Origin of the sequence: Paenibacillus sp. YN15, from assembly GCF_003285005.1 — a bacterium.
Taxonomy (GTDB): domain Bacteria; phylum Bacillota; class Bacilli; order Paenibacillales; family NBRC-103111; genus Paenibacillus_AR.
Genome location: NZ_QMFA01000005.1, coordinates 187,363 through 213,988 on the forward strand (window position 1 = coordinate 187,363; position 26,626 = coordinate 213,988).

Annotated in this window: 26 protein-coding genes; 5 read left to right on the forward strand and 21 right to left on the reverse strand. The window is 56.9% G+C overall.

From position 1 onward, the window contains the following. Positions 1-53: 53 nt before the first annotated feature. The 5 genes from DQG13_RS06605 to DQG13_RS06625 form a co-directional block, all read right to left on the reverse strand. Entirely contained in the window at positions 54-1,670 is a 1,617-nt protein-coding gene (locus DQG13_RS06605; RefSeq protein WP_113018953.1) for a response regulator, read from the reverse strand. 168 nt (positions 1,671-1,838) lie between these two features. Continuing rightward, on the reverse strand, positions 1,839-3,161 hold the full coding sequence (locus tag DQG13_RS06610; protein ID WP_113018954.1) for an anti-sigma factor domain-containing protein: 1,323 nt from the start codon (positions 3,159-3,161) through the stop codon (positions 1,839-1,841). Beyond that, positions 3,158-3,958 (reverse strand): RNA polymerase sigma factor SigI, encoded by an 801-nt coding sequence (sigI, locus tag DQG13_RS06615; protein ID WP_113018955.1) that lies wholly within the window; start codon positions 3,956-3,958, stop codon positions 3,158-3,160. Before sigI ends, DQG13_RS06610 begins: the two co-directional genes overlap by 4 nt. 15 nt (positions 3,959-3,973) lie before the next feature. After that, positions 3,974-4,297 (reverse strand): hypothetical protein, encoded by a 324-nt coding sequence (locus DQG13_RS06620; RefSeq protein WP_113018956.1) that lies wholly within the window; start codon positions 4,295-4,297, stop codon positions 3,974-3,976. A 47-nt stretch (positions 4,298-4,344) separates the two neighbouring features. Then, a complete protein-coding gene (locus DQG13_RS06625; RefSeq protein ID WP_113018957.1) occupies positions 4,345-4,638 on the reverse strand; it encodes a hypothetical protein in 294 nt (97 codons plus the stop codon). A 231-nt stretch (positions 4,639-4,869) separates the two neighbouring features. Here DQG13_RS06625 and DQG13_RS06630 point away from each other — a divergent pair, with 231 nt between their 5' ends. From DQG13_RS06630 to DQG13_RS06640, 3 genes are read left to right on the forward strand one after another with little or no spacing between them, the layout of a single operon-like run. Further along, positions 4,870-5,619: an IclR family transcriptional regulator gene (locus DQG13_RS06630; RefSeq protein ID WP_113018958.1), complete on the forward strand. Its 750-nt coding sequence runs from the start codon at positions 4,870-4,872 to the stop codon at positions 5,617-5,619. A 31-nt stretch (positions 5,620-5,650) separates the two neighbouring features. Beyond that, entirely contained in the window at positions 5,651-6,601 is a 951-nt protein-coding gene (locus DQG13_RS06635) for a sugar kinase (RefSeq protein ID WP_113018959.1), read from the forward strand. 29 nt (positions 6,602-6,630) lie between these two features. Next, positions 6,631-7,530: an AraC family transcriptional regulator gene (locus DQG13_RS06640; RefSeq protein ID WP_113018960.1), complete on the forward strand. Its 900-nt coding sequence runs from the start codon at positions 6,631-6,633 to the stop codon at positions 7,528-7,530. A 23-nt stretch (positions 7,531-7,553) separates the two neighbouring features. Here the strand turns inward: DQG13_RS06640 and DQG13_RS06645 are convergent, their stop codons facing one another. From DQG13_RS06645 to DQG13_RS06665, 5 genes are all read right to left on the reverse strand, one after another. Then, complete coding sequence (locus DQG13_RS06645; RefSeq protein ID WP_113018961.1) at positions 7,554-8,534, reverse strand: 2-hydroxyacid dehydrogenase; 981 nt, start codon at positions 8,532-8,534, stop codon at positions 7,554-7,556. A gap of 17 nt (positions 8,535-8,551) precedes the next feature. Then, positions 8,552-9,700 (reverse strand): galactonate dehydratase, encoded by a 1,149-nt coding sequence (gene dgoD, locus DQG13_RS06650; protein ID WP_113018962.1) that lies wholly within the window; start codon positions 9,698-9,700, stop codon positions 8,552-8,554. Positions 9,701-9,703: 3 nt separating this feature from the next. Next, complete coding sequence (locus tag DQG13_RS06655) at positions 9,704-10,366, reverse strand: bifunctional 4-hydroxy-2-oxoglutarate aldolase/2-dehydro-3-deoxy-phosphogluconate aldolase (protein ID WP_113018963.1); 663 nt, start codon at positions 10,364-10,366, stop codon at positions 9,704-9,706. An 803-nt stretch (positions 10,367-11,169) separates the two neighbouring features. After that, positions 11,170-11,538, reverse strand: coding sequence for a hypothetical protein (locus DQG13_RS30515; protein ID WP_146767113.1), 369 nt, complete (start codon positions 11,536-11,538; stop codon positions 11,170-11,172). Between the two features lie 61 nt (positions 11,539-11,599). After that, positions 11,600-12,418 carry a helix-turn-helix domain-containing protein gene (locus tag DQG13_RS06665; RefSeq protein WP_181592622.1) on the reverse strand — a complete coding sequence of 273 codons (819 nt, stop codon included), beginning with the start codon at positions 12,416-12,418 and terminating at the stop codon, positions 11,600-11,602. 121 nt (positions 12,419-12,539) lie between these two features. Here DQG13_RS06665 and DQG13_RS06670 point away from each other — a divergent pair, with 121 nt between their 5' ends. Next, positions 12,540-14,495: an FAD-dependent oxidoreductase gene (locus DQG13_RS06670; RefSeq protein ID WP_113018966.1), complete on the forward strand. Its 1,956-nt coding sequence runs from the start codon at positions 12,540-12,542 to the stop codon at positions 14,493-14,495. A gap of 146 nt (positions 14,496-14,641) precedes the next feature. On the opposite strand, the gene DQG13_RS06675 is transcribed toward DQG13_RS06670, so the two are convergent. Further along, positions 14,642-15,718 (reverse strand): copper amine oxidase N-terminal domain-containing protein, encoded by a 1,077-nt coding sequence (locus DQG13_RS06675; protein ID WP_181592623.1) that lies wholly within the window; start codon positions 15,716-15,718, stop codon positions 14,642-14,644. A gap of 264 nt (positions 15,719-15,982) precedes the next feature. Between DQG13_RS06675 and DQG13_RS06680 the strand changes: the two genes are divergently transcribed. Further along, positions 15,983-16,561 carry a cupin domain-containing protein gene (locus tag DQG13_RS06680; protein WP_113018968.1) on the forward strand — a complete coding sequence of 193 codons (579 nt, stop codon included), beginning with the start codon at positions 15,983-15,985 and terminating at the stop codon, positions 16,559-16,561. A gap of 134 nt (positions 16,562-16,695) precedes the next feature. Here DQG13_RS06680 and DQG13_RS06685 read toward each other — a convergent pair whose 3' ends face one another. The 10 genes from DQG13_RS06685 to DQG13_RS06730 all read right to left on the reverse strand — a co-directional run bounded on the left by DQG13_RS06685 (position 16,696) and on the right by DQG13_RS06730 (position 26,462). Beyond that, entirely contained in the window at positions 16,696-17,769 is a 1,074-nt protein-coding gene (locus tag DQG13_RS06685; protein ID WP_113018969.1) for an ABC transporter substrate-binding protein, read from the reverse strand. A 32-nt stretch (positions 17,770-17,801) separates the two neighbouring features. Beyond that, positions 17,802-18,578 (reverse strand): ABC transporter permease, encoded by a 777-nt coding sequence (locus DQG13_RS06690; protein WP_113018970.1) that lies wholly within the window; start codon positions 18,576-18,578, stop codon positions 17,802-17,804. A 76-nt stretch (positions 18,579-18,654) separates the two neighbouring features. Beyond that, the gene (locus tag DQG13_RS06695) at positions 18,655-19,440 is read right to left on the reverse strand and encodes an ABC transporter permease (protein WP_113018971.1); all 786 of its coding nucleotides are present in this window, start codon (positions 19,438-19,440) and stop codon (positions 18,655-18,657) included. 63 nt (positions 19,441-19,503) lie between these two features. Then, a complete protein-coding gene (locus tag DQG13_RS06700) occupies positions 19,504-20,379 on the reverse strand; it encodes an ABC transporter ATP-binding protein (protein ID WP_220094335.1) in 876 nt (291 codons plus the stop codon). Then, positions 20,372-21,931 (reverse strand): nitrogenase component 1, encoded by a 1,560-nt coding sequence (locus DQG13_RS06705; RefSeq protein ID WP_113018973.1) that lies wholly within the window; start codon positions 21,929-21,931, stop codon positions 20,372-20,374. The genes DQG13_RS06700 and DQG13_RS06705 overlap by 8 nt, the downstream gene beginning before the upstream one ends. 35 nt (positions 21,932-21,966) lie before the next feature. Next, positions 21,967-23,307: a nitrogenase component 1 gene (locus tag DQG13_RS06710; protein ID WP_113018974.1), complete on the reverse strand. Its 1,341-nt coding sequence runs from the start codon at positions 23,305-23,307 to the stop codon at positions 21,967-21,969. Further along, positions 23,304-24,251 carry a cysteine synthase A gene (gene cysK, locus DQG13_RS06715; RefSeq protein ID WP_113018975.1) on the reverse strand — a complete coding sequence of 316 codons (948 nt, stop codon included), beginning with the start codon at positions 24,249-24,251 and terminating at the stop codon, positions 23,304-23,306. The genes DQG13_RS06710 and cysK overlap by 4 nt, the downstream gene beginning before the upstream one ends. Before the next feature lie 21 nt (positions 24,252-24,272). Then, entirely contained in the window at positions 24,273-25,151 is an 879-nt protein-coding gene (nifH, locus tag DQG13_RS06720) for a nitrogenase iron protein (RefSeq protein ID WP_113018976.1), read from the reverse strand. A gap of 19 nt (positions 25,152-25,170) precedes the next feature. Then, positions 25,171-25,536 (reverse strand): NifB/NifX family molybdenum-iron cluster-binding protein, encoded by a 366-nt coding sequence (locus DQG13_RS06725; protein WP_113018977.1) that lies wholly within the window; start codon positions 25,534-25,536, stop codon positions 25,171-25,173. Positions 25,537-25,565: 29 nt separating this feature from the next. After that, on the reverse strand, positions 25,566-26,462 hold the full coding sequence (locus tag DQG13_RS06730) for a radical SAM protein (RefSeq protein ID WP_113018978.1): 897 nt from the start codon (positions 26,460-26,462) through the stop codon (positions 25,566-25,568). Positions 26,463-26,626: the final 164 nt, after the last annotated feature.

Genomic DNA, 26,626 nt, shown 5'->3' on the forward strand with positions numbered 1-26,626 from the left:
TCCCCCTTTTGCACCTTAACGTTCCTGAAGCTGAAGCACCGGGCCTTCTTTGCCTAAAGCTGGTCTCTGTAAGCGCTGGGGGTGTAGCCGGTCATTTTTTTAAACAGCTTGCTGAAATGGCTTGGATCGGCGTAACCCACGGCATGGCAGACCTCATAAAACTTGTTGCGGGGGTCCTGCAGAAGCTCCTTGGCCTTGTCGATCCGCACCTTGGTCAAATATTCGAACAGGGTTTTGCCCGTTTCCTGTTTGTACAGAAGACTGACATAGGTGGGGCTCAAATAAACCCCCTCGGCAATGTCAACCACGGTCAGGTTCTCGGCATAACGCTCCTGAATGAGCCGGTGAATCCGTTCAATGACGCTTCCTGTTTTGCCGCCGCGTTTCTCCTTGACGCAGGAGCAGATCTCCTCCAGATAGCCGCTGACATGCTTCTTCAAGTCCTGTAGCGTTTCCTGCCGCAGCACCAGCTCCCAGGCCTCCGCCTCCTTGGCCTCCCAGTCCGCGGTAAGGGCGTTCAGCTCAAGCAGAACCCGGCTGGACAGCAGAATCAGCTGTTGGCTTATATTTTTGCCATAACGGAAGCCATTCTTGCGGCTGCGGGCCATGGATTCGAAGATTTCGTCCAGCGCGCTTAGGAGTCCCGCAGTATCGCCGGCCTTCATGGCCGACAGCACCTGATCCTCGGATTCCGCCAACCGGTAATGCTCATTCTCGCTGGATTGCAGATGATCCACGGTCAGAATCTGGTTTTTGCCCAAATACCACTTCTGGGCAGCCGCTTCCCGGGCCTGCTTATAGGACAGCGGCAGCTCGGACAGCTTGTCGACATACTCGCCGACGCCGATGGTGACGCTTATTTTAAGCCAGCGGCTCAGATTATCCCGGACTGCCGCGGCCAGGTCCAATAAGCCGTTCTCCCCGTCCTCCAAGAGGTCCCCGGTTTCCTGGACCAATATGCCGGCATATTCCCCCATCGCCTTCTCGAATACGACGCCGCGTTTGGTTTTATCCATCAGCTCCTGGATAATGTTCAGTGCCGCATAGGACAAAAGCTGCTTGTCCCGCTCGCTGCGGGATTCCATCACCAGAGACAGATCGTCAATGACGATCACGATCACAATGTATGCCTGGGCGCCCAACAAAGGCAGGTCCAAAAACTGGATTTTTTCCTTGACACGCTCTTCCTTGAAGCTGTCGGCAATAAGGGAAAGCAGGAACTTTTCCCGCAGAAGGGGCAGGCTTTGGACCAGCTTCACCTGCATCTCATTCACCAGTTCCTTCGCCCTTGCTTCTTCCTCGAGCGAGGTGAGAACGCGGGTAATCACCGTGTGGAGCTCCTTGCGGCTGACCGGCTTAAAAATATAATCCACCGCGTGGACCTTCAACGCCGATTTCAGATACTCCGCATTGTCGAAGCCGCTGATGAAGATGATTTTCGCCCCGGGAAGGATGCCGCGGATTTCCGTTGACATTTGAATCCCGTCCATAGACGGCATCTTCACATCGGTCAGCACAATATCCGGCTCCACCTCCTTGATCAGCGCCAGCCCCTTGTCTCCGTCGTCCGCCGTCCCTGCCAGCCGGATTCCATAAGAATTCCAATCGAAATAGGTGCTCAGCCCGTTTACTACGGAAGGTTCATCATCCACAATGACAAGCTTGTACATCCGTTTCACTCCTCGTGTAATGGAATGGATATGTCAAGTATACTGCATTTAACAGCAGAGGAAAGAGGAATGCCGCGGGGAAAATGGACAACCCGGCATTGGCGCAGCAAAAAACCGGAGGTTCGGCGCCTCCGGTTTGCTGCTGCAGTTAATTATGCGCCCAAGCGTTTACCGCCAGGGGGTGTACTTGCCGTCATCCTTGTCGTCATTCCTGCCGTTGTTTCTGCCGTTCTCGTTGTTGCTGTTGCGGTTTTCTTCCTTCTTGTCGTTGCTTTTTTTGTCGTCATCCTTCTTGTTTGCATCTTCCTTTTTGTCCCAGTCGTTGCGGCCGTCGTCTTTCTTGTCGGGTTCTTTTCTGTCCGGCTCTTTCCTATCCGGTTCCCTCTTGTCGTCGTCCTTCTTGCCGCTCTGGCCGTTGTCCTTTTTATCGTCATCCTTTTTGTTGTTGGTCGGAACCGGATTCTTCACCGGAGTCGAGCCATTGCGGACGCCGGAGGGAGACGTGGAAGGCTTCACCGAAGCTTTAGGCGTAGCAGTGGGAGTCGGTGTTGCATTTTTGCCCGGCGTAGCCGTTGGTTTATTGGTAGGCGATGTGGATTTTTGCGGCGTTTTGGTAGGCGAAGGCGTAGGCGTCGCCTTTTTTTCCTGAATCCTTTTGTCCAGCGTGCCGTCCTTCTCCTCCTTCAGCAGCTCCCGGATGCTTTCCTTTCCCAGGGTTTTGGGGTCCACCAGCTTGGCGATGCCGCCCTCCGCATTGGCGATGTCGTGGACGGAGTCCTGTTGCAGATCCTCCACCTTAATGTCATGGCCTGCATTTTTGGCGTTCAAGTAGACGGAGTATTTGCCCAGGGAAAGTCCGTTTTCCTTGGCGGTTTCCACAATTTCCGGGGGCGCGGCGAAGGCGGTGACCTGGATTTTATCCGCTTCCTCGGGATGTTTGGTAACCACGTGAGCCAGAACCTGCTGCTTTAGGGCTTCCGTCACCTGGACATCGTCCAGAGCAGCATCCTCCTTCACGACGGTGCCGGCGATCACAATATCCGCTTCCCCTTCGGCAAACACCATCATTTCCTCGGCCTTTTGCAGGATTTTGTCGGTGACATCATCCATGGATCTGCCTTTGTAGGAAACGCTGCGGACGATTTCCAGCCCTTTGTCATTGAGGCCCTTCATTTCCCGGACGCGCTTGTTTTTATCGATGCCCAGCTCAATGCTGGGGTTAATGTCGATGGAAACATAAGCCACCACGGATTTATCGGAAAACACGGAGGTGAGTCCGGTAAACAATATCATGGCCAGCATCACGGCGGCCACAAAGCCGGACAGCAAGGCAAAAGCGGGACGGCGGCTGCGGGTTACCCCGGGAGTATAGGCAATCTCCTCGCCCACCTCGCAGCTGCGCTCCATACGGGGGATACGTTCAAACAAGCCCGACGGGGTCATGACAATGAGATATTTTCCGCTGACTTCCATTACAATGCCCTTGCTCATGGCTCCATCCTCCCGTCTTCCTCCGGCCTGGCAAATCGCAGATAATCGCGCAAATAGGGAAAAGGCCCGTTATATATAATCGCTACCGCAATAATATATTTGCGGTTGCGCTCCAGCGTTTTGCGGGAGAATCCGGTTCGCTCCAGCAGCTCCTTGATGGGAAGCATCCGCTTGCCCAGAAGAAGACGCATCAGCCCGCTGTCCTGGGCCAGCATCATCCCCACTCTGGCCAAGCTTTCGCGGGAGTCGGCATGTTTGGGCGACGCCTCCACCAGATCGGAGAAGGTGACGCCGAAATCCATCAGTACATGATTCAGTTCCATAATTTCGCTTTTGCGGTCCTCCATATCCTTCTGCAGCTCATATTCCCGGATTGCCTGATGGATGTCCACCGGATTCATCAGATTCTCTTCCTCGTCCTCCATATCGAAGGAGCTGTAGGGCACCTGCTGCAGAAACCGCTGCTCCTTGCGGATATAGTCGATGAGCCTGCGGCGGATGACCATCTCGGAGAAGCTGAGAAACGGGCGGCCCGATTCATAGGAATATTGGCTTATGGCTTCATTAAAGGCAGACAAGGCCACCGCAAATTCATCGTCCCGGGAGGGATCGATGTACCGTTTGCAGAAGCGGCTGGTGACCTTGGCCACATAAGGCTGGTAATCAGTGATAAACTGGTTGCGCAGACGCGTATCCCCTGCCTGGATCATCCGGACCAGTTCCTCCGGAGGCTGGCTGCCCCCGGAGGCGTGAGATTGGCTTTTGCCCAAGAAGCGCTTCATCAAAACAAGTATCAAAAGTCCCACCTCACACTACAGGTTTCGTTCATCCGCATCACCTTGCGGGGGTAAATCAAAATAATTTGCCGGCTGCCCCACCCGGGCGAAAGCCTCGGCAGGAGTCATTTCCGAACGGAGCAGCTTCTTGAAGTCCCGGGAGCCTACAAGATCCAGGTAACCGGCAATGCCGGGGCGGTAGGACTTCAGAATGACCATCAATTCCTCCAGCGGCACCTTGAAATCATTCACGGCCATCTGCTCATTCAGAAATCCCGTCACCATCAGGGACTCCTCGGAGTCGTCCGGAAGCTCCCGCAAGAGCTCCAGATATTCCACCACAAATTCCTCGTACGTCATATCCCTTCATTCTCCTTTAGCTTCTTTAAAGTTTGGCGGCTTGCGCCTTATGTATCGGAGCGCGCCTCCAGCCGTCCGTCGGGCAGCATAAATATCCGTTTGGCCGGGTTGTTGGCCAGCTTCACATTGCACATCTTGAGGGTGTGCTCCTCCGGAATGAGAAACACCTCCCAGTTCGACGGCTCGTCGTATCCGTGCTCCGCCAGCACCAAACCCAGCTCCGCTTCCGCGGCATCCTCATCCTCCCAGGACTTTACACCGTGGTACATAAAATCATAGACGTTTTTTTGGCTGCAGGAGAAAATTTCTCCCGTCTCTTTATGCTTCAACACATAGTACATGTAAACGCCTCCTTAAGACCTTTTGGCGAAAAAGCTGCTCCCCGGATTGGCTTTCCGTGAATGTGCACAGAATGCGCACAATCGACTCATTATATCATATTTTCCACTTGGCACTCCACGTATGATTGAGGAAAATACTGGATTGTGGGAAGCGGAAGGGTATGATAAAATCAAACTATAAATTATATATGGAATATGAAATCATATATGTGATTTTATTGGGAGGTTTTTATGTCCGTTAAGTCCGCTGAACGGTCCTTGCGCATCTTCGAGTTGCTGGCTGGCCATCCCGAAGGGCTGACCGTTCAGGAAATCGCCCGGCTGCTCTCCTATCCCCAAAGCAGCACCCTGGGCCTTGTCCGCACGCTGCATGAAGAAGGGTATCTGCATCAATTCGGCAGCAAGCAATATAAGCTCGGCCCGCGGCTGATCCAGCTGGGCTTTATGGCCATGGAGGCGCTGGATGTGGCAGCCTTGGGCAAGCCGCATCTGGCGGCGCTGATGGAGGTTACCCAGGAGACCGTATTTATGTCCGTGCTGTCCCAGGGGCAGCTGGTCTATGTGGCCAAAATGGACAGCAACCGCTCCATCCGCACCGCCGCCCAGCCCGGGGCCCGGAGACCGCTGTACTGCACGGGGTTGGGCAAAGCCTTCCTCGCCTTTATGCCGGAGGAGGAGCGGCAAGCGCTTTTGGCGGAGATGAGCCTGATCCCCCTCACTGGCCATACCATTACCAGCCGGGAGCGGCTGGAGGAGGAGCTCCGGGGTTTCCGGGAGCTGGGCTACGCCGTAGACAATGAAGAGAGTGAAGAGGGGCTTTATTGCCTGGCCGCTCCCGTCCGGGGAGCAGGCGGGCAGCTTCAGGCCGCCGTCAGCGTGGCCGGTCCCAAGGAGCGGATGGCAAGCCGGCAGGGGCAGATTGCAACGGAGCTGTTAAAGGCGGTTGACGCCATTTCCCGGAGCTTGGGATATTGGGGATAAGTGCAGTCCAATTGGAGGAGGACGATTCTTTATGGATGTGGTGAGCATTGGGGAAACCATGGTCTTGTTCACACCGGAGGCCACGGGTCAAATGCGGTACAACAGAGGCTTCAGCGCCCGGGTAGCGGGAGCGGAGACAAACACCCTCATCGGACTGGCCAAATTGGGCCACCGGACCGGCTGGATCAGCCGGGTGGGCCGGGATGAATTCGGCGCCATGGTCCGCTTCGCCGTCCGAGGGGAGGGAGTGGATGTAAGCCGGGTAAAGGAAGACGCCGACGCGCCCACGGGGGTATTCTTCAAGGAAAAGCTTCATGAGCGGAATGTGAGGGTGTATTATTACCGCCAAGGCTCCGCCGCCAGCCGCATGGGGCCGGAGGATGTGGACGAAGAGTACCTGGCAGGTGCGCAATATCTGTACCTGACGGGGATTACCCCCGCCCTCGGTCCAACCTGCCGGGAAATGGTTTTTTATGCCGCCGCCTTGGCGCGCAAGCATGGAGTGAAGGTAGTTTTCGACCCCAATTTAAGGCGCAAGCTGTGGAGCGAGCAGGAGGCGCGGGAAACCCTGACCGCTTTGCTGTCCGTATCGGATTTGGTGTTGGCGGGGACAGGCGAGGGCAGCTTTCTGTTCGGCACGGAGGATAGCGGCGAGATGGCCCGCCGCATTCTGGACTTTGGCTGCCAGGCCGCCGTCATTAAGCTGGGCGAGCAGGGAGCTTATTACCGCACGGCCTCCGGCGAAGGAATAGCGGCGGGCTTTCCCGTGGCGCATGTGGTTGATCCTGTAGGCGCAGGGGACGGCTTTGCCGCAGGGGTGCTGTCCGGGCTGCTGGACGGGCTGGCGCTGCCGGAGGCGGTCCGGCGGGGCTGCGCCATCGGAGCGGCCGTGGTCACAGTCAACGGGGATGTGGAAGGTTTGCCTGATCGCCAGGCCCTTGCGGAATTTATGAACGAGGGCGGCGAGGATGTGGCCCGGTAAGCGGCTATAGCGAAAGAGGGGTAACGAAGATGCAGGTGGCTTTTCAAACGGCAGAGGATTTAAGCCAGGCGGTGGAGCGGGTATTCCGGGAGCTGCCGGTGCTGCTCTACCATAAGCTTGATTCCGTTGCGCCTTATTCCGGCTTCCAGAGCCATAACGGAATCGAAATGTATTTCATCGAAAATGGCAGCGGCGTCTATCTGGCGGGAAACCGGGCCCATCCCTTATCCCCGGGAACAATGATGATTATCCGTCCCTTCACCCTGCACAAGGTGCTGCAAACCGACGGTGTGTTCAACATTTGCCGGAGCGTGCTCATGTGGAAGGAATCCCTGCTGAAGGAGCATTGGCCGCAGGGGGAGCCGTATCCGCTTCTCCACATGCCTGAGGATTGCTGCCGCATCCAGTTCAGCCCCGCTGAAGCCGCACGGGTCAGCGGCATCTACCGGAGCCTGCAGGAGGAGTGGAGCGGGCGCAAGTCGGGGTTTATTCCGGTGATGGGCTGCCTGATCAAGGAGCTTCTGCTGCTGGCCTACCGCAGCTACAAGGAGGAGGACCCGAACCTGCCGGAGCCGGCGCTGCCCGATTTGCCCGGGGAAATCTCCTTTCTGGTGCAATACATCGGAGAGCATTTCCAGAACGAGCTGACCCTGGATGCCCTGGGAGAACGGGTCCATCTGAACCCGTCCTATCTGAGCAGCCTGTTTCACAAGCACATGGGGCTTACGCTTTCCAAATTTATCGCCGTCAAACGGCTCCATTACGCCAAAAAGCTCCTCCGGGAGACCAGCCTGTCCGTCACCGATATTGCCTTTCAATCGGGCTTTAACCATCATACCTATTTCAACCGGATGTTTAAGAAGCAGGAGCAAATCTCCCCCTTGGCTTACCGGAAGAACCATCAAAGGCGTTTGTCCGGCCGGGAATAAACGGCCGGACAAACGCCCGCAGACTACTGCTTCCATACCTGCCCGTTCAACAGATTCTCCGGGCGCTTCCCCTGAAGAATCGCCGCCATATTCACCGCCGCCTTCATGGCCATGGCGGCCCGGGTCTGGCGTGTGGCGCTGCCCATGTGGGGCAAGGTCACCACCCGGGGCATGGAGAGAAAGGGATGGTCCGGCGGCAGCGGCTCCCGTTCAAACACATCCAGTCCGGCCCCGCCGATGCGCCCCTCGGCCAACGCCTTGACAAGCGCCTCCTCCTGCACAACAGCTCCCCGGGAGGCATTGATGAAATAGGCATCCGGCTTCATCATGGAAAACTCCCTCTCGCCAATGAACCCCGCCGTAGAGGGAGTCAGGGGAACCTGGACCAGGACATAATCCGAGCGGCCAAGGAGCTCCTCCATAGCTGCATATTCAATCCCCAAAGCCGCCTCATCCCGGGGCACACGCTCCAGGTTGCTGTACAGCACCTTCATGCCGAAGCCGTTGGCCCTGCGGGCAATGGCGCTGCCGATTCTGCCATACCCGATGATGCCCAGCACCGCTCCATGAACATCCTTGCCCAGCATCAGGCTGGGAAGCCAGCCCTTCCACTGCCCGCTTTTGACATAATGGTCCGCCTCGGGAATCCGCCTTGCCGCCGCCAGAAGCAGGCCGAAGGCCAGATCGGCGGTGGTTTCCGTGAGCACATCCGGCGTGTTGGTTGCGGCAATGCCCCGCCGGGTCAGCTCCTCCAAATCCAGGTTATCGTAGCCGACGGCAATGTTGCATACGCCCTTCAACCGGGGGGCCCGGTCCAATACCGGACCCTTGAGCTTGTGCCGGGAATAAACCAGCAGGCCGTCGGCCCGCTCCAGCCCCTGCAGGAATTTCGCTTCCCCCGGCAGCTCCTCCCAAGCCCGGTAATCCACCTCCGCCACCGTCTCCAGATAACGGACCGCCTCCTCCGGAACCTTGTCCGGAATGAATACCACCGGCCTGCCCATGCCCATCCCTCCTTCCTTTACCATTCAGCTACCGATCCGTCCCGGTGCCGCCACACCGGATTGCGCCAGCGGTGTCCCTGCTGCGCCATTTCCAGCACGTACTCCTCGTGAATGTCGAGACCCAGGCCGGGGCCTTGGGGGATGCCCACATAGCCGTCCCGGTAGCGGAATACAGAGGGGTCACGGAGATAATCCAGCAGATCATTGCCCTGATTGTAGTGGATGCCCAGGCTTTGCTCCTGGATAAACGCATTGTAGGCTCCTGCATCCACCTGAAGGCAGGCTGCCAGTGCAATCGGCCCCAAGGGGCAATGGGGGGCAACCGCCACATCGTACGCCTCCGCCATGGCAAAAATCTTCCTGCATTCCGTAATTCCCCCCGCATGGGAAAGATCAGGCTGGATGATGTCCACATAACCCTGGGACAAAAGGGTTTTGAAGTCCCAGCGGGAAAACATCCGCTCTCCCGTGGCAATGGGGGTGCTGCTGTGCAGGGCGATGTCCCGCAGCGCCTCATTATTCTCGGGAAGTACCGGCTCCTCAATAAACATCAGGTTATACGGCTCCAGTTCCTTGGCCAGCACCTTGGCCATGGGCTTATGCACCCGGCCGTGGAAGTCCACACCGATGCCGAAGTCCGGCCCCGCCGCCTCGCGGATGGCGGACACCCGCTCCAGCAGCTGGTCAATCTTGGCATAGGAATCGATGAACTGCAGCTCCTCCGTGGCATTCATCTTCACCGCGGTAAAACCCGCCTGCTTCTTCTCCAGCGCCGCCAGTCCCACATCCACCGGCCGGTCTCCGCCAACCCAGGAATACACCCGCATGGATTCCCGGCAAGCTCCGCCCAGCAATTGATGCACGGGCGCCTGATGGTATTTGCCCTTAATATCCCACAGCGCCTGGTCAATGCCGGCAATGGCGCTCATCAGAATGGGACCTCCCCGGTAAAAGCCCCCACGGTACATCACCTGCCAGTGATCCTCGATATTCAGCGGATTCTTGCCCATCAGAGCATCCATCATTTCCCCCACGGCAGTCTCTACCGTGTGGGCTTTTCCCTCCACCACGGGCTCTCCCCAGCCCGCTATTCCTTCATCCGTCTCGATTTTCAAAAAAAGCCACCGGGGCGGCACCACATAGGTTTTGTATCCGGTTATTTTCATTGCTTATCCCCTCCTGCATGTTGGTTGGTTGCGCGCTTGCGCTACTGCCGCTGTGAATTGCTGAGAGCGGCGGAGCAGCTCCTGAAGCTTGTCTGCACTTTTCCCGGCCCCCGGCTGATACAGGGCATTGCCCAGGCCGGCCGCAGCTGCCCCGGCCCGCACGTAGTCGGCGATATTCTCCAGATTCACGCCGCCGGTAGGCATCAGCGGAATCTGCGGCAGCGGCCCGTGAATGTCCCGAATGTACTGCGGTCCCAGGGGGCCTGCAGGGAATACCTTGACCATATCCGCCCCCAGCTCGTATGCCTTGAGAATTTCCGTGGGCGTCATAGCTCCGGGAATGACAACCGCCCCGTACCGCTTGGCCAATGTGATGGTTTCCGCCCGCATGATCGGGCACAGAATAAATTGGGCTCCTGCCAATAGCGCGCTCCGGGCGGTTTCCGGATCAAGCACCGTGCCGATGCCGATGATCAGATCCGAGGGCATGGCCGCCCGCGCCCGTTCAAGCAGGGACATAACGCCGGGAGTGGAGGCGGTCAGCTCCAATACCCGGATGCCTCCGTCATACATGGCTTTGATGGCTGCAAGCGCCTCTTTCTCGTCCTCTGCCCCCCGGATAATGGCCACCAGAAAATGACGGCTGATTTCTTCCGCCAGACTCATACGATTCCTCCCCAATCCGATTTATTAAAGCGCTTCCTGTTTCTTTTTCACCAAAAGCGTACCACACCCATTTCGGCAATCCGTGCATATATTTTTGCGATTTTTTATACTCTGTTTGGATATTTGCAGGATGCTCCTAAATTTCCCATTCAAAAAGGCCCATGCATTGCATGGACCCTTTCCTGCCGTCCCTCCAGCCTAGCCTTGCGCTTCATCTTCGGATCAATCCAGGGTTCAAGCATTTGCCTGACCACCTTATCCAGCTTTTCATATTGGCCATACCGGTTAGCCACTACTCAGTTTAGTTACAATATCTCCTATGTATGGTAGCTGGCGGATGGGCTGTTGGGCATATGGAAGTATATGGAATACCCATAATGCAAAAGTACATTTATTTCATGAGTCAGCTGCTGGAGCGGAGGGTCATCATGCAAAAAGTGCATCTATTTCACGCGGATTTTAGCTTTTTGGCGGTTTTGAACGAAAATAACTGCACTTTTGCAGGATGGGAGCGTAAAAGAGGGATCATGGTCAAAAATAACTGCACTTTTGCATGATAGCATTAGAAGATACGGTAGCCACGGCAGGATGGTGCCCCAAAAAACCTGCCTTCGGCTAAAGCAGGGAGCGCCATCCGGATCATACATCCGTTATTCACCAAATTAGCGCTCAACCTCCAAAACCGCTGTTTTTCCTTATACAAATAATTCATTAACGCCAGCATCGCTTCCGGCAGCCGTTCCAAATCGCTCCGCTCATTTCCTGCTCATTATGGAGCAGCCGCAGTCTGTCCAAGGTTTGGTTCACATTGTCCTTCGGGCTCTCGAATGCTTCAGCCATCCGCCGCCGCGCTTTTCTTCCTCCGGCACTTGGCTCCGTTCCAAGGCCTGCAGCCTTTTGCGCCAGCGGAACACCAGCCTCTCTGCTTCCAATGCCCGGCTAAAGCCGTATTGGAACATACGCACCGCCATTGCTGAATCAACATAATCCGGTTCAGTTGGACCTGCTCCCGCGGCTTTTTTCGTTTGTCTGCCATGACCCTTTTCTATACCTCCAGTATAGGGTAATCTATGGCCCGAATGCCCCGGAAAAAGCGCCGAAACGCAAAAACGCCAGCCGCTCCCTGAGAAAGGGAACAGCGGCGCGCGCTTCGCTTCCGGTTGGAACTTCATATCAATACCACTCCGCCCCTGTCGACCAGCCAAGGAGATGAAGCGGGAATCTGCTGAATGGTTAAAACCTGTATATCCGCCTGTATACGGAGGGCCTCAGCTTGACGGTTTTCTCGAAAATTCTGCTGAAATAATAACCGTTGTCATACCCGCATAATGACGCTACATGCTCCAGAGTAAAATCTGTATCCGTCAGCAGCGCTTTGGCCTTCTCCAGCCTGAGGGCCGTCAGATACTCCTTGGGTCCGGTTCCGAATGCCGCCTTGAACTGCCGGGTCAGCGTCACCTGGCTGATGCCAAGATCATGTGCCAGCTCCACCAGCCGGGCTTCACCGAAGGCATTGGCCTCCAGCCACCTGCGGGCAGTCAGCATACGGGGATCGGGAATGGCCGGAGACGGATCCGATTCCTCTGAAATTTCGTGCATGATCAAGAGCAGCAGGTCATACAGATAGTGGGTGGCCGCCGCCAGCGCCGCCTCCTCCCGCCGGTCGGAGCAGGGTTTGATCAGACGCAGGGAGGAAAGCAGCCGAGACCGGTCCGCTACCGGAAATCTGTACGTGCCTCCCCGGGTAATCCGCTCCAGCAGCGTTTGCCCTTCCGGCCGGGAGGGGCGGAACACCAGATAGTGAATATTCATGGCAGTCAAGGCCTCCCGCGCCAAAGCCACGCCAGGCGGGCCCAAAAGCACTTCCCCCGGCCCTGCCTCCCCCTCCTGTCCGCCCAGGCTGTACCGGAAGCTTCCCTCCTCCAGAATCAACAGGGTCCAATCCTCCTCCAGAACGGCCTGGGGCTGTACAAACCGGCGTTTGTTGATGGAGTAGCCGTATGAACGGATGCTGACGGGATAATGCATGGAGAGCCCCTCCTTTTTTTCCATTGTACCAAAACTTCCCGATGTATAGTGAAAAAAAGTGCATCTTTCTCTGTTTTTCTGCATGGCAATCCTACCTGGGACAGCGCTATAATGGGCTCAAAACAGAGAAAAAGGAGATTGCCGCATGTCTTATCAGTGTGAGGTCTTTGTATACGGAGCTACACCGGGAGGAATCGGAGCGGCTATTGCCGCCGCCAGGAAGGGCAGGCGCGTAGTGCTGGCTGAACCCACCGGGCATATCGGGGGACTGATGACCAGCGGCCTGGGCAGAACGGACATCGATTGGCCAGAGGCCTCCGGAGCGATTTACCGGGAGTTTCTGCAAAAGGTGCTGGCGGATTATACGGCCCGTTACGGCCCGGACTCGCAGCAGGTGAAGGACTGCCGTGGCGGGATGTTCTTCGAGCCATCCGTGGCGGAAAAGCTGTTCGCAGGGATGGTGGAGGCGGAAAAGCAGAACCTTACCGTGCTCACCGGCCATCTGCTGAAGCAGGCGGTCACGGAGCAGAACCGGCTTGTGGCCGTGGAACTGGCCGCGTCCAACGGAGAAATTAGCCGCTGGTCGGCGGGCGCTTTTATCGATGCCACCTACGAGGGGGATCTGGCCGCAGCAGCCGGGGTTCCTTATTTGACAGGCCGGGAATCCAGGGATGACTGGAACGAGGAATACGCCGGGAAGCTTTATATGAATTTTGACGGGACCAAGAGGGTGTTTCCGGGAAGCACAGGCGAGGGGGACCACCGGATTCAGGCCTACAATTACCGCCTGTGCCTGACGGATGTTCCCGAGAACCGGATTGCCTGCTATAAGCCGGAGGTGTACCGACGGGAGGATTATACCAGTCTGATCGGGGATGTGGAGGCCGGACGGGTGAAGTCCATCCGGGATGTGCTGAATATTCTTCCTGTTCCCAACGGCAAAACCGACGCCAACAACCACCATTATTGCATGTGCTCCAGTGATCTTCCCGAGGAAAATCAGGAGTATCTGGATGGGGACGAAGCAGTACGCCGGCGCATCCGCACCCGGCAGCGCCATTATCTGGAGGGGCTGCTCTGGTTTCTGCAGCATGATGAGGCATTGCCTGAGACCTTCCGTCAGGACGCCCTCCGGTTCGGCTATGCCGCCGACGAGTTTGCCGAAAGCGGGCATTTTCCGCCCCAGCTATATGTCCGGGAAGGCAGACGGATCTGCGGCGAGTACATGTTTACGGAGAATGACGCCCGGCTTGCTCCGGGACTGGGCAGAACGCCGGTCCATGGAGACAGCGTAGTGGTGGGCTCCTACGCCATTGATTCCCATGCTACCCGCAAGCGGGAGCCGGCAGGGGAAAATGTGGCCTTGGAGGGTTTTCTCGGTTTGGGCTGGATCACTGAAATCTATCAGGTGCCTTACGGGGTAATGGTGCCGCAGCAGGTAGACGGCCTGCTGGTTCCGGTGGCCGTGTCGGCTACGCATATGGGCCTGGGCACCATCCGCATGGAGCCGTGCTGGATGCAGTTGGGCTTCGCAGCGGGAGTGGCGGCGGATATGAGCCTAACGCTGGGCACACCGGAGCGGAAGCTGCCCATTGATCTGCTTCAGGACCGGCTCCTGGAGGAGGGGCAGATGATCACCTTCTTCCGGGATGCAAACCCGCTGACGGAGGAGGGAACGGCCTTGCAATATTGGGGCGCAAAAGGTGTATTCGACAGCTACGAGGCAGAGCCTGACCGGCCGGTTAGTGTGGCCTTCGCCTCCAGGCTGCTGGCTCTGGCCCGGCTTCTGCCCGGCGGCCGGAGCCTGCCCGCCCTGCCTGCATCGGCCAACGTGCTGCCTGCCGGGGTGGATATGGGGCCAAGGCTGCCCAAAACAGAGCCGTCTCCGGCGGAATATTGGCAGGCGCATCCGCTGCTGCCCCGGCCAATGCTGGCCCGCTGGGTAGAAACGCTGAACAGCCGCCTGGCGGCGGGCATCAGTCTGAGCGCGGACGCGGGCCGCAGCTCCACTGTCTCCGTTGATGCAGCAGACGGCGAAATTGTGCGGGTGGGCGAGTTCTGCCGCATTGTGTACCAATACCTGAAGAAAAACCGCAGCTGATAGGAACAAGGCTGACACCCGTGAAACGGGGCATTAGGATAAGGGCTCTGGGGCTAATAACAACCAGAGCCCTTATTTTGGCTGATGCTGGCCATAAGCCGGCAATCTAGCCAAAATAAGGGCTCCTGCTTTCATTAAAATTGGACTTACTCTTCGTCAGCTTCCGCTACCAGGGTCACCTTCAGAGCCGTGCCGATGGGAGGCAGGCTTTTGGCCAGCTTGGGGGTGTAGAAGCCTACCACCCGCGCACCCTTGGTCAGCTCCTTCACATCGATTGCCTTGCCGTCTACATCCAACAGGACTGTATCCTCGGCAATCTGGAGCACAACATCCTCCGGGGAAGAATCGGTAAGGCCCAGGCCGGTGATCCGCACGGACACTCCGCCATCATCCTTCTGATTCACTTCCTCAATCACTCCCGAAGTGCCCATCACATCCTTCTCCGCCAATGCGGAAATCACCTTGATCTTTAAGGCTCCTGTTTGGGGAGGCAGGCTCATGGTCATGACCATGTAATGCTCCACCTCAACCTCCATGCCGATGGACAAAGCGGAGAATTCCAGCTTGTTGCCTTCCGCATCCAGGATCTCTGTTTGATCGTCGATTTTCAGCACAATTCCGTCTGCTCCGTAGCCCCTGATCTGAAGGGAACGGCGCCCGTCGTTATCCCGCACCAAAGTGACCACGCCGGTTGTATGGGCCGATTTTATCTCCTCCTGAACCGTAATGGAAATGCCGTCATTGCCGGGAGCTACTGTACCTCTTAGAATATCGCCGAAGAAAGAGGAAGGAACATACAGCTTGCTGTCCACAAGAGCAGGCGCCGCTTCCAGCTCCTTCAGCATTTTGTCCACTCCATATTGGTTCTCTCCGGTTTTGACGGTAGTGAAAAGCTCTGCCTTGGCCAGATCGACGGAATACGTCTCCGGATTCCATTGCAGCTCAAAGCCCATAGCTTCCGCAACCGCGCGCAGAGGCAGCATCGTCTCTCCGCCCGCTCCCAGATAACCGGTATCCTCCAGGGTCTGTCCGTTTACCCGGACCGGGATGGCAGCTGTTGTCTGATCCGCAGGCTGGATGGGAGCCATAATGGGAACTATGATGGGAACCGGCTGTTCCGCGGACGGGGCGGCTGCTCCGGCTTGCGCCCAGGCTGCGCCTCCTCCTGTGAATGCCAGTGCCAGCGCCAGTGCGGTGGCTGTTTTTCTCGTTGTGAAATGCATATTTGTCCACTTCCTTTCGTCATCATCATGATGCATTCATGCTTCTTAACGGTCCGGCCATGGAAAATGTTGCACGCTGTAATATAACCATATTTTCCCACGGACATACAATACGGGTTCCATAAGCGGCAAAAACAAGGGCAAAGCCTCGTCAGCCGCGGATGCTCCGCCACAAAAATTGGGCGCTGCACTCACCCTTTTGCCTATTGCGCATACAGTGAATAGACCAATATCACGATGGCCCCGAAGAAAGGAAGGGTGTGCATGAATCCCGTTTTGCAGGACCCCCGTTTATGTCTGTGCGCCGACTCTACCCAGACCTTGGCTTACCGGAGAGACAGCCGCAATTATGTGACCCAGCTGTTCGGTCCGGATTTCCCCGCTGTTGAAACCGGCTTTTTTAATATTCATATGAGCCAGGGCATGATCGTCCCGCCTCATTGGCATACCAATGCCGATGAGCTGGTATTCGTCATTTGCGGAGGAATTGTGGCCTCCGTGTTCAATCCGTTTACCCGGAAACTCATCACCTGCACCCTGAAGCCGGGCCAGGTGGTCCAGCTGCCCAAGGGCTGGTTCCACTGGTTCATAGCCACTACCGACAACACGCATGTGCTGACCATCTTCGATGTGCCCACGCCCGATGTGGTGTTCGGCGCCGATTTTCTCAGCTGCATCCCTCCCGAGGTGATGAACCGCGCCTTCTGCATCAATCCGCAGGACTATGCCAAGGCTGTGGCCCCCATCCAGGACGCGCTGCTGCTGGGTCCGCCTCCTTCCTGTGCTCCGATGGTGCAGGGACAGCAGCAGGGCTGCGAATTTCCCGGCCCCGTATTCCGCTAAACGGGCATGACTCTGCCGCGGAGGGTCCCGCCCGCACCGCACACACCATGGACGCCCTCCCGGAGACTGCCCAGCCAAGCGCACAAAAGCCTGCCGGCTTATATACCGGCAGGCTTCCTGCTTTTTCCCAAAAATTAATGTTTGAACTGTGTAGTCACCAGATCCGCCACCTTCACCTGATCCTTCTTCAGGGCTCCCGCCTGAACCAGATCGTCTACCCAAGGCTGCAGCAAATCGGTGGAGAGCTTCGCATCCGTGTAGAAATAGTGGGTTGCATTTACAGGCTGCCCAATATATTCCGCGGTCAGCTTCACGGATTCCTCCGTATTGGCGTTGGCCCATTCCTGGGCTTTTTCAATAGCGGTCACAAAGCGTTGTACGGCTTCCGGATTTTCCTGAATGAATTTTTCGGTGAAATAATAGGTGGATACTCCAGAGGCGGACCCCAGCCCGGTATCATTGGAATCTGCCAACAAGGTCAGCTTGCTGTCCGCTGCCAGCTTGTAGAAGGGGGGATGGATGCCCGCAATGTCCAGATTCCCTTGCTGCACCGCCTGAATCGCCGCCGTATCCGTGTCAAAGGTCACATATGTGATCTGGCTGGGATCAAGCCCGGCATGACGGAAAATTTGGTTCAGAATAAAGGTATTGCAGCTGGGAGCGGTACCGCTGACGGTAATTTTTCCGCCTTTTTTGGACTCCACAAACTCCTTCAGGGTTTTGCCCTCAAATTTGGTGCTGGCCACAAAACGCATATGCCGGAATTTCGGGTCCACATTATCGGGCGGGTCCACTTCCTTCAGAGTAACTGCTTTAATCTTGGCTCCTCCGGCCACGAAGGTAGCCAATGCGTTGGGAAGAGCCGTCCCGATATCATTGGTGCCGTTCAATACCGAAGGCAGCTTCTGGGCGGTGGTCAGTTCGCCGGTGTACTGGATATTTAAACCCTCGGCGGCGAAAAATCCCTTCTTCTCGGCTACCACCCAAGGGGTGGAGGAGCAATTCTTCTGGGTATCCACCTTCAGGGTGATGATGTTTTTACCCGAATCGGAAGCCGCAGGCGCACCGCTCTTCAGATCCTTCAGCCCCGCCGCTCCGGCGATGGTATCCTGCGTTCTTCCGTAATACGCGCCAACCCCGATACCGCCCGCAATCACAAGAGCGATACCCCCGATAATAATAAAACGCTGCTTCTTCTCCAATGCCATTGTCTGTTCCTCCCTTTGTTGTAAGCGGATCGTTACCCGATCTCCACTGCTTCCTTCCATACCAGAAAATGCTTCTTCAACCGGCCAAAAACTACATTGATAATAATCGCCAGGAGTGTAATAAACAGAACCACTCCATACATAAGCGGCAAGTCATACCGCACCGTAGCATTGACATAGTACCAGCCCAGGCCTGTGCTGGCGCCGATAACCTCCGAGGCGATAATCATAAAAAAGGAGATTTGCGCGGCTATTTCAATTCCCGTAAAAATATTGGGCAGGGTGTACGGCAGAATTACCTTGAAAAACAGCTCCTTCCGGGAGGCTCCCATGGACCTGGCCGCCCGGACCAGCTGCGGGTCCACGCCTCTTGCTCCGGCAATGGTCTGAAACAGCAGAGGCCAGTTGGCTGCCCAAAAGATAACCGCTACCTTTTCCGCCGTTCCGATCCCGAAGAAAATCATGAAAATCGGAATGATGGCAAAAGGATTCAGCTTTTCGCACATCCGCAGAAAGGGCAGAAGAAACCGTTCAAAGCCCCGGAAAAATGTTCCCAGCAAAAACCCCAGCGGAACGGCGATGACAAACGACAGGCCAAAGCCCAATCCAACCCTGCCCAAGCTCACTCCCATCTGCTTAAAAAGCGTATCAGACACGGCAGAATGGTAAAGGGAGCGGATGGCCTGGGAAGGCGAGGAAATCACTCCCTCAGGAATAATCGCCGCCCCTACCTCCCAGAGGATAAAAAAGAGCAGAATCGGGATGCTGCCATATCCCGCCTTTCGCAATCCATTCAAAAAAGTGCGCATATTCGCATCCAACCTCTCAAGGGCTTTCCGAAGGAAAGCCTGCATCGCAAGCATAAGCTTACGTGGTTGACTTCCGTCAGGCATGTTTGCCCTCCGGGACCTCCTTCCAGTCCACAATGCTTTTTTCCAGCGCCTCCAAAAGCACATTCAGGAGGAGTCCCACTCCCGCCACCAGAATGGCTCCCAAATAAATCCGGGGCACAAAGCCCATGCTCTGGGCATTATGGATGAGCCAGCCCAAGCCGGAGTCGGCTCCCATGCTTTCCGCGCCGATCAGCATCAGGAAGCTCATGGTCAGGCCGCTGCGGATGCCCGTCATAATGGCCGGGAAGGCGGCAGGCAGCACAACCTTGAAGAAGATCGTGACCGGTCCGGCGCTCATGGCCCTGGCGCAGCGCACCAACAGCGGGTCCACACTCTGGATGCCTGCCATAGTGGTAAAGAGAATCGGCCAAAAGGAGGACCAGAAGATGACGGTATAGATTCCTCCTTCCCCCACACCGGCAATCACAACGAAGATGGGGAATAGAATAAACGGCGGAATTTGCGACAGAAAAACGGTCAAAGGCTTGAGAAACCGGGCCACCGCCGGCAGCGCCCCGGCCAGAATGAAGCCTATGGGCAAGGCCAGCACAGCGGCCAGCAGGAAACCGATGAACACTCTTTTGAGACTAATGGAAATGTATACGATGATCTTGATCAGCGTCATATCCAGCCCCACCCGGATCACCTCGGAGAAAGGCGGAACAAACACCGGGCTGACCCATCCCAACCGGGGAGCAAGCTCCCAGACCAGGAGCAGCAGAAGAAACAGGTACCAGCTTAACAGCCTGTTGTGAACCAGGTTCAGAGTTCGCCTCATGCCAGAGCCTCCAGGTCATATTTTTATTAAACACATTTGTTTAATCGGTTTTAATCCGCAGGTTTACAATACGGCTGAAGCGGAAATCTGCTCCTCCAGATGGATGTCCTGGGCCACGCGCGGAGTTTCCCCCACAGGCGGCAACGGCTCTCCTTGGTTTTGCAGAAGCTCCCAAACCCGGTAGCGAACCAGGCTGAAATCCGTGGTGGACAGCACATCGCCAACCCGTCTGGGACGGGGCAGTCCTACCTTTACAATCTCCTTCACCTTTCCGGGATTGGCGGACATCACCGCTACCCGGTCGGCCAGCGCCACCGCCTCATCAATGCTGTGAGTGACGAAGATAACAGTCTTGCGGGTTTCCTCCCAAATCCGCAGCAGCTCATCCTGCAGGGTTTCCCTGGTTTGGGCGTCCACTGCGGCGAAGGGCTCATCCATCAGCAGCACCTCGGGGTCGTAAGCCAACGCCCGGGCGATGGCCACCCGCTGCTTCATGCCGCCGGACAGCTCATAGGGATACCGGTCCGCAAAACCGGACAGATTCACCAGCTTCAGGAAACGGTCGCTGATCTCCTGGCGGTCTTTTTTGGGCACACCCTTCACTTCCAGCCCAAACTCCACATTGTGGCGCACTGTCCGCCAGGGGAACAGGGCATAGCCCTGCATCACAATCCCCCGGTCCAGCGCTGGTTTGGTAATTTTTTTGCCGTCGATAAAAAGCTCCCCCGAGGTAGGCAGGGCCAACCCGGCAATCAGGTCCAGCAGGGTGGATTTACCGCAGCCGCTGGGCCCTACAATCGTCAGGAACTCCCCTTTATTCACGGAGAGATTCACATCCTGGAGGGCGGAGAAAATCTGCTCTTCCCCGCCGGCGTTGCGCTTGATCTGATAATCCCGGTTCACATTCCGGATTTCAATTTTTGCCGGTGCTTCAGCCATTGGCCACAACCTCCGCTTCATTTTCTTCAAGGGCAGAATGATCAATGTAGCTGAAGGGGTCCTCGCTGTACCAGGATTCCCGGTAAGGAAGCTTCGCGTTAGCCCCCAGATTGCGGTTGAAGGAGGAATTGCGCATCAGCCGGGTTACCCGGGTGGCCACCTCAAACACCCCTTGATACCCCAAATAATCATTGCTTTGGCCGAACAGCGGGAAGATGGAGAAACCCTGCTTGGCGGCTGCGCCGTTGCCTCCCACGTGCCCTACATACAAATCCGGCTGCAAGCGGCGCAGGAGATTGGCCTGCTCGAACAGCTGCCCGGCGCCTACGTTGAACACCTTGTCATCCACACCCGGCACATCCTGCAGGAACTCATCCAACAGCACCTCGCCGTACTTGTCAAAATGGTACCCCCGCAGGCCCACCACTTCCATGCCCAGATTGTACAGAAGCTCCGCCGTGGTCATGATGCGGATTTCGCCGCCGGTGACAAACACCTTTTTGCCCCGAAGCTGCTTGCGGTACGGCTCCAGCGCCTGATTGAGCTCCCTGTTCTCCGAATCAATGAACCGCTCCGCCTGCTCCTCAATGCCGAAGAAGGCGGCAATGTCGCGAATCCACTTGTTGGTATTGGTAATGCCGATGGGAATGGTGCGCAGCACATAAGGAATGCCGTATTTGCTCTGGAAATGCTCCACGAAATAGTCGTCGTGGGTGGCGCAAATGCTGACATTAAGAGCCGCCTCATAGGAATACGTAAAGTCGTCGGGATGGGAGAAGCAGGGCAGCACCCGCACCTCCAGATCCAGGGCATTCAGAATGCGGATCAGCTCCACCTCATCGATCCGGCTCATGGAGCCCACGTTCAGCAAATTGACGGTTCTGCTGATGCGCGCCTGGCGCTTGGCCTCCTCCAGCGGGTCCTCAGGCAAGAGACGCGGTGTCTTGGCTTTGTCCTCCCCCACCAGATTCCGCAGAATCCCGTGATACACCGCGTCATAGGCCGTGGCTTGGATGCGGGTTTTGAAGCCTTCGCAATGGATGGGCACAATCCGGGCATTCACCTGGGTCTGGAGATCGTCCAGGATGCTGTCGATATCGTCGCCGATCAAAGCGGGCACGCAGGCATTCATCACGATGATGGCCTCCGGACGGAACTCCTGCTCCGCCTTCAGCACCGCCTGGCGCAGTTTTTTCTCGCCGCCCTGAATCACGTCCACCTGGTCCAGGTTGGTATTGATCCAGCGCAAGCCCCGGGCGGAGGCGCTGCGCAGCTGCTGGAACACCTTGTTGATGCCCGCCATCTGCAGCATGTTGGCGCCGCAGCCTACGGGGCTGTGCACCACCACCACCGAATCCCGCATGGAAGCCACCATGCCCAGGCTCAGGCTAAGCTGGCAGCCCTGGGTTTGGGAAAAGGTGCGTTTGGTGTTGAACAGGCAGCCGCCCTTCTTGGACTGGCCGGACAGATCGCAGCAGGAGCCGCCGTAGGCGCCGCAGGCGGCCAGCCGGTCTTCCCGGATGGGGGCCGCTTTATTCTTCAAGTAATCCATGTGTATCCCTCCAGTTTATGATTGCCGGACAGCCTCTACCGGTGGCTGACCAGCAGGGTAACGGCATCCTCGGCCAGGGTCAGGCCGCCCTTGAAGCCCGCATACGCCCGGTTTAGCACCACCCGGTTGGTAATGGGATAGCTCACGGTCAACAGCGGCACCTTGAATTGCTCCGCCGTGTCCCGCTCCATGACGCTCCCGGCAATAAAGCCGGGCAGGAAGCCGTCGTAATACCGCTGCCCCTTGGATTGGGGCCACTGGCGGTTAATATGCTTGGCTACGTTGGAGGCATCCGTATCAAACACCACGGTAGGCTCCAGGCCGGAATGAAAATCCCGGAAGCCGTCCCTGATGCTGTCCTCCTCCTCCGGCAGGAGCGGGTCCGTTACGATGGCAAGCTCCGGCAGCCAGCCCAGATCATCCGCCAGGAAGCGGGTCAAGGCCTGGGCGTAGTTGGCGTCGCCCACCACTGTGACATAACGCTGAAAGTCCAGATCGTTGTAGGAATCGGACAGCCGCTGCAAAAATTCATAATAATATTTGCGCTCCCCGGCAATCACCTGCTCTACCTGCTCCGCGGTCACTCCGGCGGCATCCCCTACCTTGCGCAGGAAGGCGGAGGTGGCATGATCCCCAATGGGGAAATCCACTGTCAGCCAAGGCACATCATGCACCTCCTGGAAGGTTTGGGCAGCCTCTTGGCCGTACACTCTGGACAGCACAATATTGAGCGAAGCGGAAGCGGCATTGCGAAGATTGTCAATGGTTTCGCCGGTGCCGAAGAAGGTGTTCACCGTCAGCCCCAGCTTCTCCAGCAGCTCCTTCAGGGCGTCAATATTGCCTTTCCAGAATACATCCTGCAGGGGTACAATGCCGAAGAGATTTACGGTTCCCGCCTTTTTCTCAGAAGAGGGCTCCGTGAAATTCCGGAACAGGGCCGACAGCACATAATCATAGCCCCGGTAGGAATTGCCCTTGAAGCTGGTGGTTTCCGTGCCGATTACCGGATGCTCGCCGCCCCGGAACTGCTTTACCACCTGGTTCACATCGTCGCCGATCATTTCCACCATGCAGCCGGTCACCACAAAATATAAATCGCCGTCCATGATTTTGATGGTGTTCTCAATCTGCTCGGCCAGACGCTCCTCGCCGCCGAATACAATATCCCGCTCCGCCACATTGGAGCTGGGCAGGGTCTGGCCGCCGCAATAGCTGCCGCCGTGATAGCCCGATGCCCCGGACAAGGCGCCGGCCAGATTGCCTCCGCAGCCCGGGGAGGTGTGAAGAATGGGAATCGCCCGGGGAAGAGCCTGCACCGTTCCGATGGCCCCTCCCAATGCGCAGGTAAACCGGGGCCGTTCAATGACTTTGCTCATTTCTGGATGACCTCCTCCTGGAACAATACAGTGGACAGATAGCGCTCTCCCGTATCCGGCAGCAGAGCCACAATGGTTTTGCCTCTGTTCTCCGGGCGTTTCGCCAACTGGGCGGCGGCAAAGACAGCCGCCCCGGAGGAGATGCCTACCAGAAGCCCCTCGTATTTGGCCAGCTCCCGGGCCGTTTCCAACGCTTCCTCATTCTTCACCTTATAGATTTCATCCAACACATCACGGTTCAGAATGCTCGGCACAAAGCCTGCGCCGATGCCCTGAATCTTATGGGGGCCGGAGGCTCCTCCCGACAATACGGGGGAATCATAAGGCTCCACAGCCACGATCTGGATATCGGAGCGGCGGGATTTCAGCACTTCCCCCACGCCGGTTACAGTGCCGCCGGTTCCCACACCGCCGACGAAGATATCCACCTTGCCGTCCGTATCCCGCCAGATTTCCTCTGCGGTAGTTTTGCGGTGAATCGCCGGATTGGCCGGATTGTTAAACTGCTGCGGCACATAGGAATGGGGTGTTTGCGCCGCCAGCTCCTCCGCCCGCCGCACAGCGCCCTTCATGCCCTCGGCTCCCGGAGTCAGCACCAGCTCCGCGCCCAGCGCCTTCAGCAGATTCCGCCGTTCCACGCTCATGGTCTCCGGCATGGTCAGGATCAGCCGGTAGCCCCGTGAAGCCGCCACAAAGGCCAGGCCGATGCCCGTATTGCCGCTGGTAGGCTCGATGATCACCGTATCCTTGCCGATCAAGCCTTTTTCCTCCGCATCCTTGATCATGGCGTAGCCGATCCGGTCCTTGACGCTGCCCGCCGGGTTGAAATACTCCAGCTTGGCGACAATGGAGGCGGACAGCCGTTTCTCGCTGCTGAACCGGCCCAGCTCAAGCAGAGGAGTATTGCCGATCAGATCGGTCAGGCTTCTGGCAATTTTGCTCATGGGATTTGCTCCTCTCGTTTCTTATAAATTTCCTACCGCTTGGGGAGGAAGAACGCCGTTTTCCAGCTCTACCAATTGCTTGCCCCACTTGGCGGCCCATTCCCGCAGCTCGCCAACCTCCAGGGGAGCGGGAACCTTGGATACCTCATGCTCATCGATTTTTCGGGCCAGCTCCTTATAGACCTTGGCCTGTTGGGAATTCGGAGCGGCCTCGATGGTGGTTTTGCCCTGCAGCTCGCTTTGGGTCACCGTCACCGAGCGGGGCACATATTCCACCACCTGGGTTTGGGTTTTGGCGACAAAATCATCGATAATATCCTTGTGGTACGGGGCGTTGATGGAATTGGCGATCACGCCGCCCAATAGTGCGCCTCCCGCCTTGGAGTATTTGTGGATGCCCTTGAACAGATTGTTGGCGGCATACACCGCCATGAAGTCCGCAGAGGAGACGGTGAACACATGCTCGGCAATCCCCTCCCGGACGGGAACGGCGAAGCCGCCGCAGACTACGTCGCCCAGCACATCATAGATCACATAATCCAGATCCAGCTCCTCAAAAATCTTCTGCTGCTTGAACAGCTCCACTGCCGTAATGATCCCTCTGCCCGCGCAGCCGACACCGGGGGCGGGACCGCCTGCCTCCACGCAATAGATGCCGTTAAAACCTTGGAAAATAACGTCATGAGCCCTGATTTTCGTTTTCTCCCGAAGGGTATCCAGCACAGTGGGGATATAATCGCCACCCCGCAGGGTATTGGTGGAATCGCTCTTGGGGTCGCAGCCGAATTGCATCACTTTGTAGCCTGCCACCGACAAAGCCGCGCTGATATTGGAGGTTGTAGTGGATTTGCCGATTCCGCCCTTCCCGTAAATTGCAATCTGCTTTAATTTTTTTGCCATTGCCGCCACTCCCTGTTGGTTATGATGTGGATGATTCCTGCTTCTTTTTAATACCGTTCAAATACTGAATCAGCCTGTCAATGGCCCGGTCAATCCGGTCATAGATCTCGAAGGCCTTAATGCCGTGGGCGGCCAGAATCTTCTCTGCCCCCGGACCGATCCGCGCCACCAGGACAAAGCTGCAGTCCTGAAGCTGCTTTGCGGCCTGGACCAGAGCATCCTCGTGATGCTGCCCCGACTGGCAGGGGGCCGCAAGCTCCCGGCGTTCCGCCAGCTCGTACTCACCATTATCCTGTATGCGATAAATCAGGAATTCTCTGTTTTTGCCAAAGTGCTGGTTGATCAATACTCCATCCAGACTGGCTACCGCCACCTGAAACTCCATGCTTTCCGCCTCCTGTCCATAACGGCCGCTTATCCGTGGGAAAAGGTTTCCGCCACCGGCCTGTCATACAGCTGGGAGGCCAAATCCAATCCCGAGCCGGGGATGCCGCAGGCGTCTGCGCGGCATTGCTGGCAGTGCCGGAAAACGGGCAAATACCGCTCCGCTGCTTCCCTTGCATCACTAAGCTGAAAGCAATCCGGGGCCCTGATGTGGCTAAGCTCATGCTGGGGAATCAGCGGAATAATATTGATCAAGGACGCTCCCGCCTCCTGAGTCTGCCTGGCAATTTCCCCAATATGGCCGTCATTGATGCCGGGAATCAGCACCGTATTGATCTTGATGGTGATGCCCAGGGCGCTGGCCTTGCGGATACCGGCCAGTTGGGCGCGGATCAATGTCTCCGCTGCCGCTCTTCCCATGATAAGCTTGCCGTCCAGGGCAATGGAGGAGCAAATCTGCTCCTGAATGGCCGGGTCCACGCCGTTGACGGTAACGGTAACGGTTTGCACCCCTGCATTGGCAATGCGCTCCGCATTTTTTTCCAAAAGAAGCCCGTTGGTGCTTAAGCAATTGATCAGCTCCGGAAAACGCTCATGCACCTGTTCAAACGCCTCCAGCGCATGGGGTGTAGCCAATGTATCCCCCGGACCGGCGATGCCCGCCACTGTCAGTTCGGGGCACAGGCGCAATGCCTTCTCAATAAGCGCGTTGACCTCACCCGGCTTGACCAGCTCCGAGGCAACTCCCGGGCGGTTCTCCGATTTATTGAAGCTGCGCTTGCAAAACTTGCACCGGATATTGCAGGCCGGGCTGACAGGCAGATGAATCCGCCCGAACTTGAAATGGCCTTCCCCGCTGAAGCAGGGATGCTTGCGCACCAAATGGCCGAATCTTTCCTCCGGCAATGCGCTGCCGCAGCTTCCCATAAGATGTCCTCCCTCCACAAATTCCGCACCGAGCCTATTCCTCCCTTATAGCCAAAAAAAGACCGAACTCGACGCCCTTTGTCAGGGTTGTGGAGGTTCGGCCTCTGGAGGTCCAGTCAGCGGATATACAATTCATACTTTTTATATCGGAATTATGTTTATAT

What these genes read in the sequence shown, in the direction of transcription:
- DQG13_RS06680 (WP_113018968.1), top strand. Translation starts at nt 15,983, where the DNA reads ATGAATCCCGTTTTGCAGGACCCCCGTTTATGTCTGTGCGCCGACTCT.
- DQG13_RS06695 (WP_113018971.1), bottom strand. Translation starts at nt 19,440, where the DNA reads ATGAGGCGAACTCTGAACCTGGTTCACAACAGGCTGTTAAGCTGGTAC.
- DQG13_RS06730 (WP_113018978.1), bottom strand. Translation starts at nt 26,462, where the DNA reads ATGGGAAGCTGCGGCAGCGCATTGCCGGAGGAAAGATTCGGCCATTTG.
- DQG13_RS06690 (WP_113018970.1), bottom strand. Translation starts at nt 18,578, where the DNA reads ATGCGCACTTTTTTGAATGGATTGCGAAAGGCGGGATATGGCAGCATC.
- DQG13_RS06635 (WP_113018959.1), top strand. Translation starts at nt 5,651, where the DNA reads ATGGATGTGGTGAGCATTGGGGAAACCATGGTCTTGTTCACACCGGAG.
- DQG13_RS06630 (WP_113018958.1), top strand. Translation starts at nt 4,870, where the DNA reads ATGTCCGTTAAGTCCGCTGAACGGTCCTTGCGCATCTTCGAGTTGCTG.
- DQG13_RS06700 (WP_220094335.1), bottom strand. Translation starts at nt 20,379, where the DNA reads ATGGCTGAAGCACCGGCAAAAATTGAAATCCGGAATGTGAACCGGGAT.
- DQG13_RS06685 (WP_113018969.1), bottom strand. Translation starts at nt 17,769, where the DNA reads ATGGCATTGGAGAAGAAGCAGCGTTTTATTATTATCGGGGGTATCGCT.
- DQG13_RS06645 (WP_113018961.1), bottom strand. Translation starts at nt 8,534, where the DNA reads ATGGGCAGGCCGGTGGTATTCATTCCGGACAAGGTTCCGGAGGAGGCG.
- DQG13_RS06710 (WP_113018974.1), bottom strand. Translation starts at nt 23,307, where the DNA reads ATGAGCAAAGTCATTGAACGGCCCCGGTTTACCTGCGCATTGGGAGGG.
- DQG13_RS06620 (WP_113018956.1), bottom strand. Translation starts at nt 4,297, where the DNA reads ATGACGTACGAGGAATTTGTGGTGGAATATCTGGAGCTCTTGCGGGAG.
- DQG13_RS06705 (WP_113018973.1), bottom strand. Translation starts at nt 21,931, where the DNA reads ATGGATTACTTGAAGAATAAAGCGGCCCCCATCCGGGAAGACCGGCTG.
- DQG13_RS06605 (WP_113018953.1), bottom strand. Translation starts at nt 1,670, where the DNA reads ATGTACAAGCTTGTCATTGTGGATGATGAACCTTCCGTAGTAAACGGG.
- nifH (WP_113018976.1), bottom strand. Translation starts at nt 25,151, where the DNA reads ATGGCAAAAAAATTAAAGCAGATTGCAATTTACGGGAAGGGCGGAATC.
- DQG13_RS06640 (WP_113018960.1), top strand. Translation starts at nt 6,631, where the DNA reads ATGCAGGTGGCTTTTCAAACGGCAGAGGATTTAAGCCAGGCGGTGGAG.
- DQG13_RS06675 (WP_181592623.1), bottom strand. Translation starts at nt 15,718, where the DNA reads ATGCATTTCACAACGAGAAAAACAGCCACCGCACTGGCGCTGGCACTG.
- DQG13_RS06610 (WP_113018954.1), bottom strand. Translation starts at nt 3,161, where the DNA reads ATGAGCAAGGGCATTGTAATGGAAGTCAGCGGAAAATATCTCATTGTC.
- cysK (WP_113018975.1), bottom strand. Translation starts at nt 24,251, where the DNA reads ATGAGCAAAATTGCCAGAAGCCTGACCGATCTGATCGGCAATACTCCT.
- DQG13_RS06665 (WP_181592622.1), bottom strand. Translation starts at nt 12,418, where the DNA reads ATGGAAAAAAAGGAGGGGCTCTCCATGCATTATCCCGTCAGCATCCGT.
- DQG13_RS30515 (WP_146767113.1), bottom strand. Translation starts at nt 11,538, where the DNA reads ATGAAGTTCCAACCGGAAGCGAAGCGCGCGCCGCTGTTCCCTTTCTCA.
- DQG13_RS06670 (WP_113018966.1), top strand. Translation starts at nt 12,540, where the DNA reads ATGTCTTATCAGTGTGAGGTCTTTGTATACGGAGCTACACCGGGAGGA.
- DQG13_RS06725 (WP_113018977.1), bottom strand. Translation starts at nt 25,536, where the DNA reads ATGGAGTTTCAGGTGGCGGTAGCCAGTCTGGATGGAGTATTGATCAAC.
- dgoD (WP_113018962.1), bottom strand. Translation starts at nt 9,700, where the DNA reads ATGAAAATAACCGGATACAAAACCTATGTGGTGCCGCCCCGGTGGCTT.
- DQG13_RS06655 (WP_113018963.1), bottom strand. Translation starts at nt 10,366, where the DNA reads ATGAGTCTGGCGGAAGAAATCAGCCGTCATTTTCTGGTGGCCATTATC.
- DQG13_RS06625 (WP_113018957.1), bottom strand. Translation starts at nt 4,638, where the DNA reads ATGTACTATGTGTTGAAGCATAAAGAGACGGGAGAAATTTTCTCCTGC.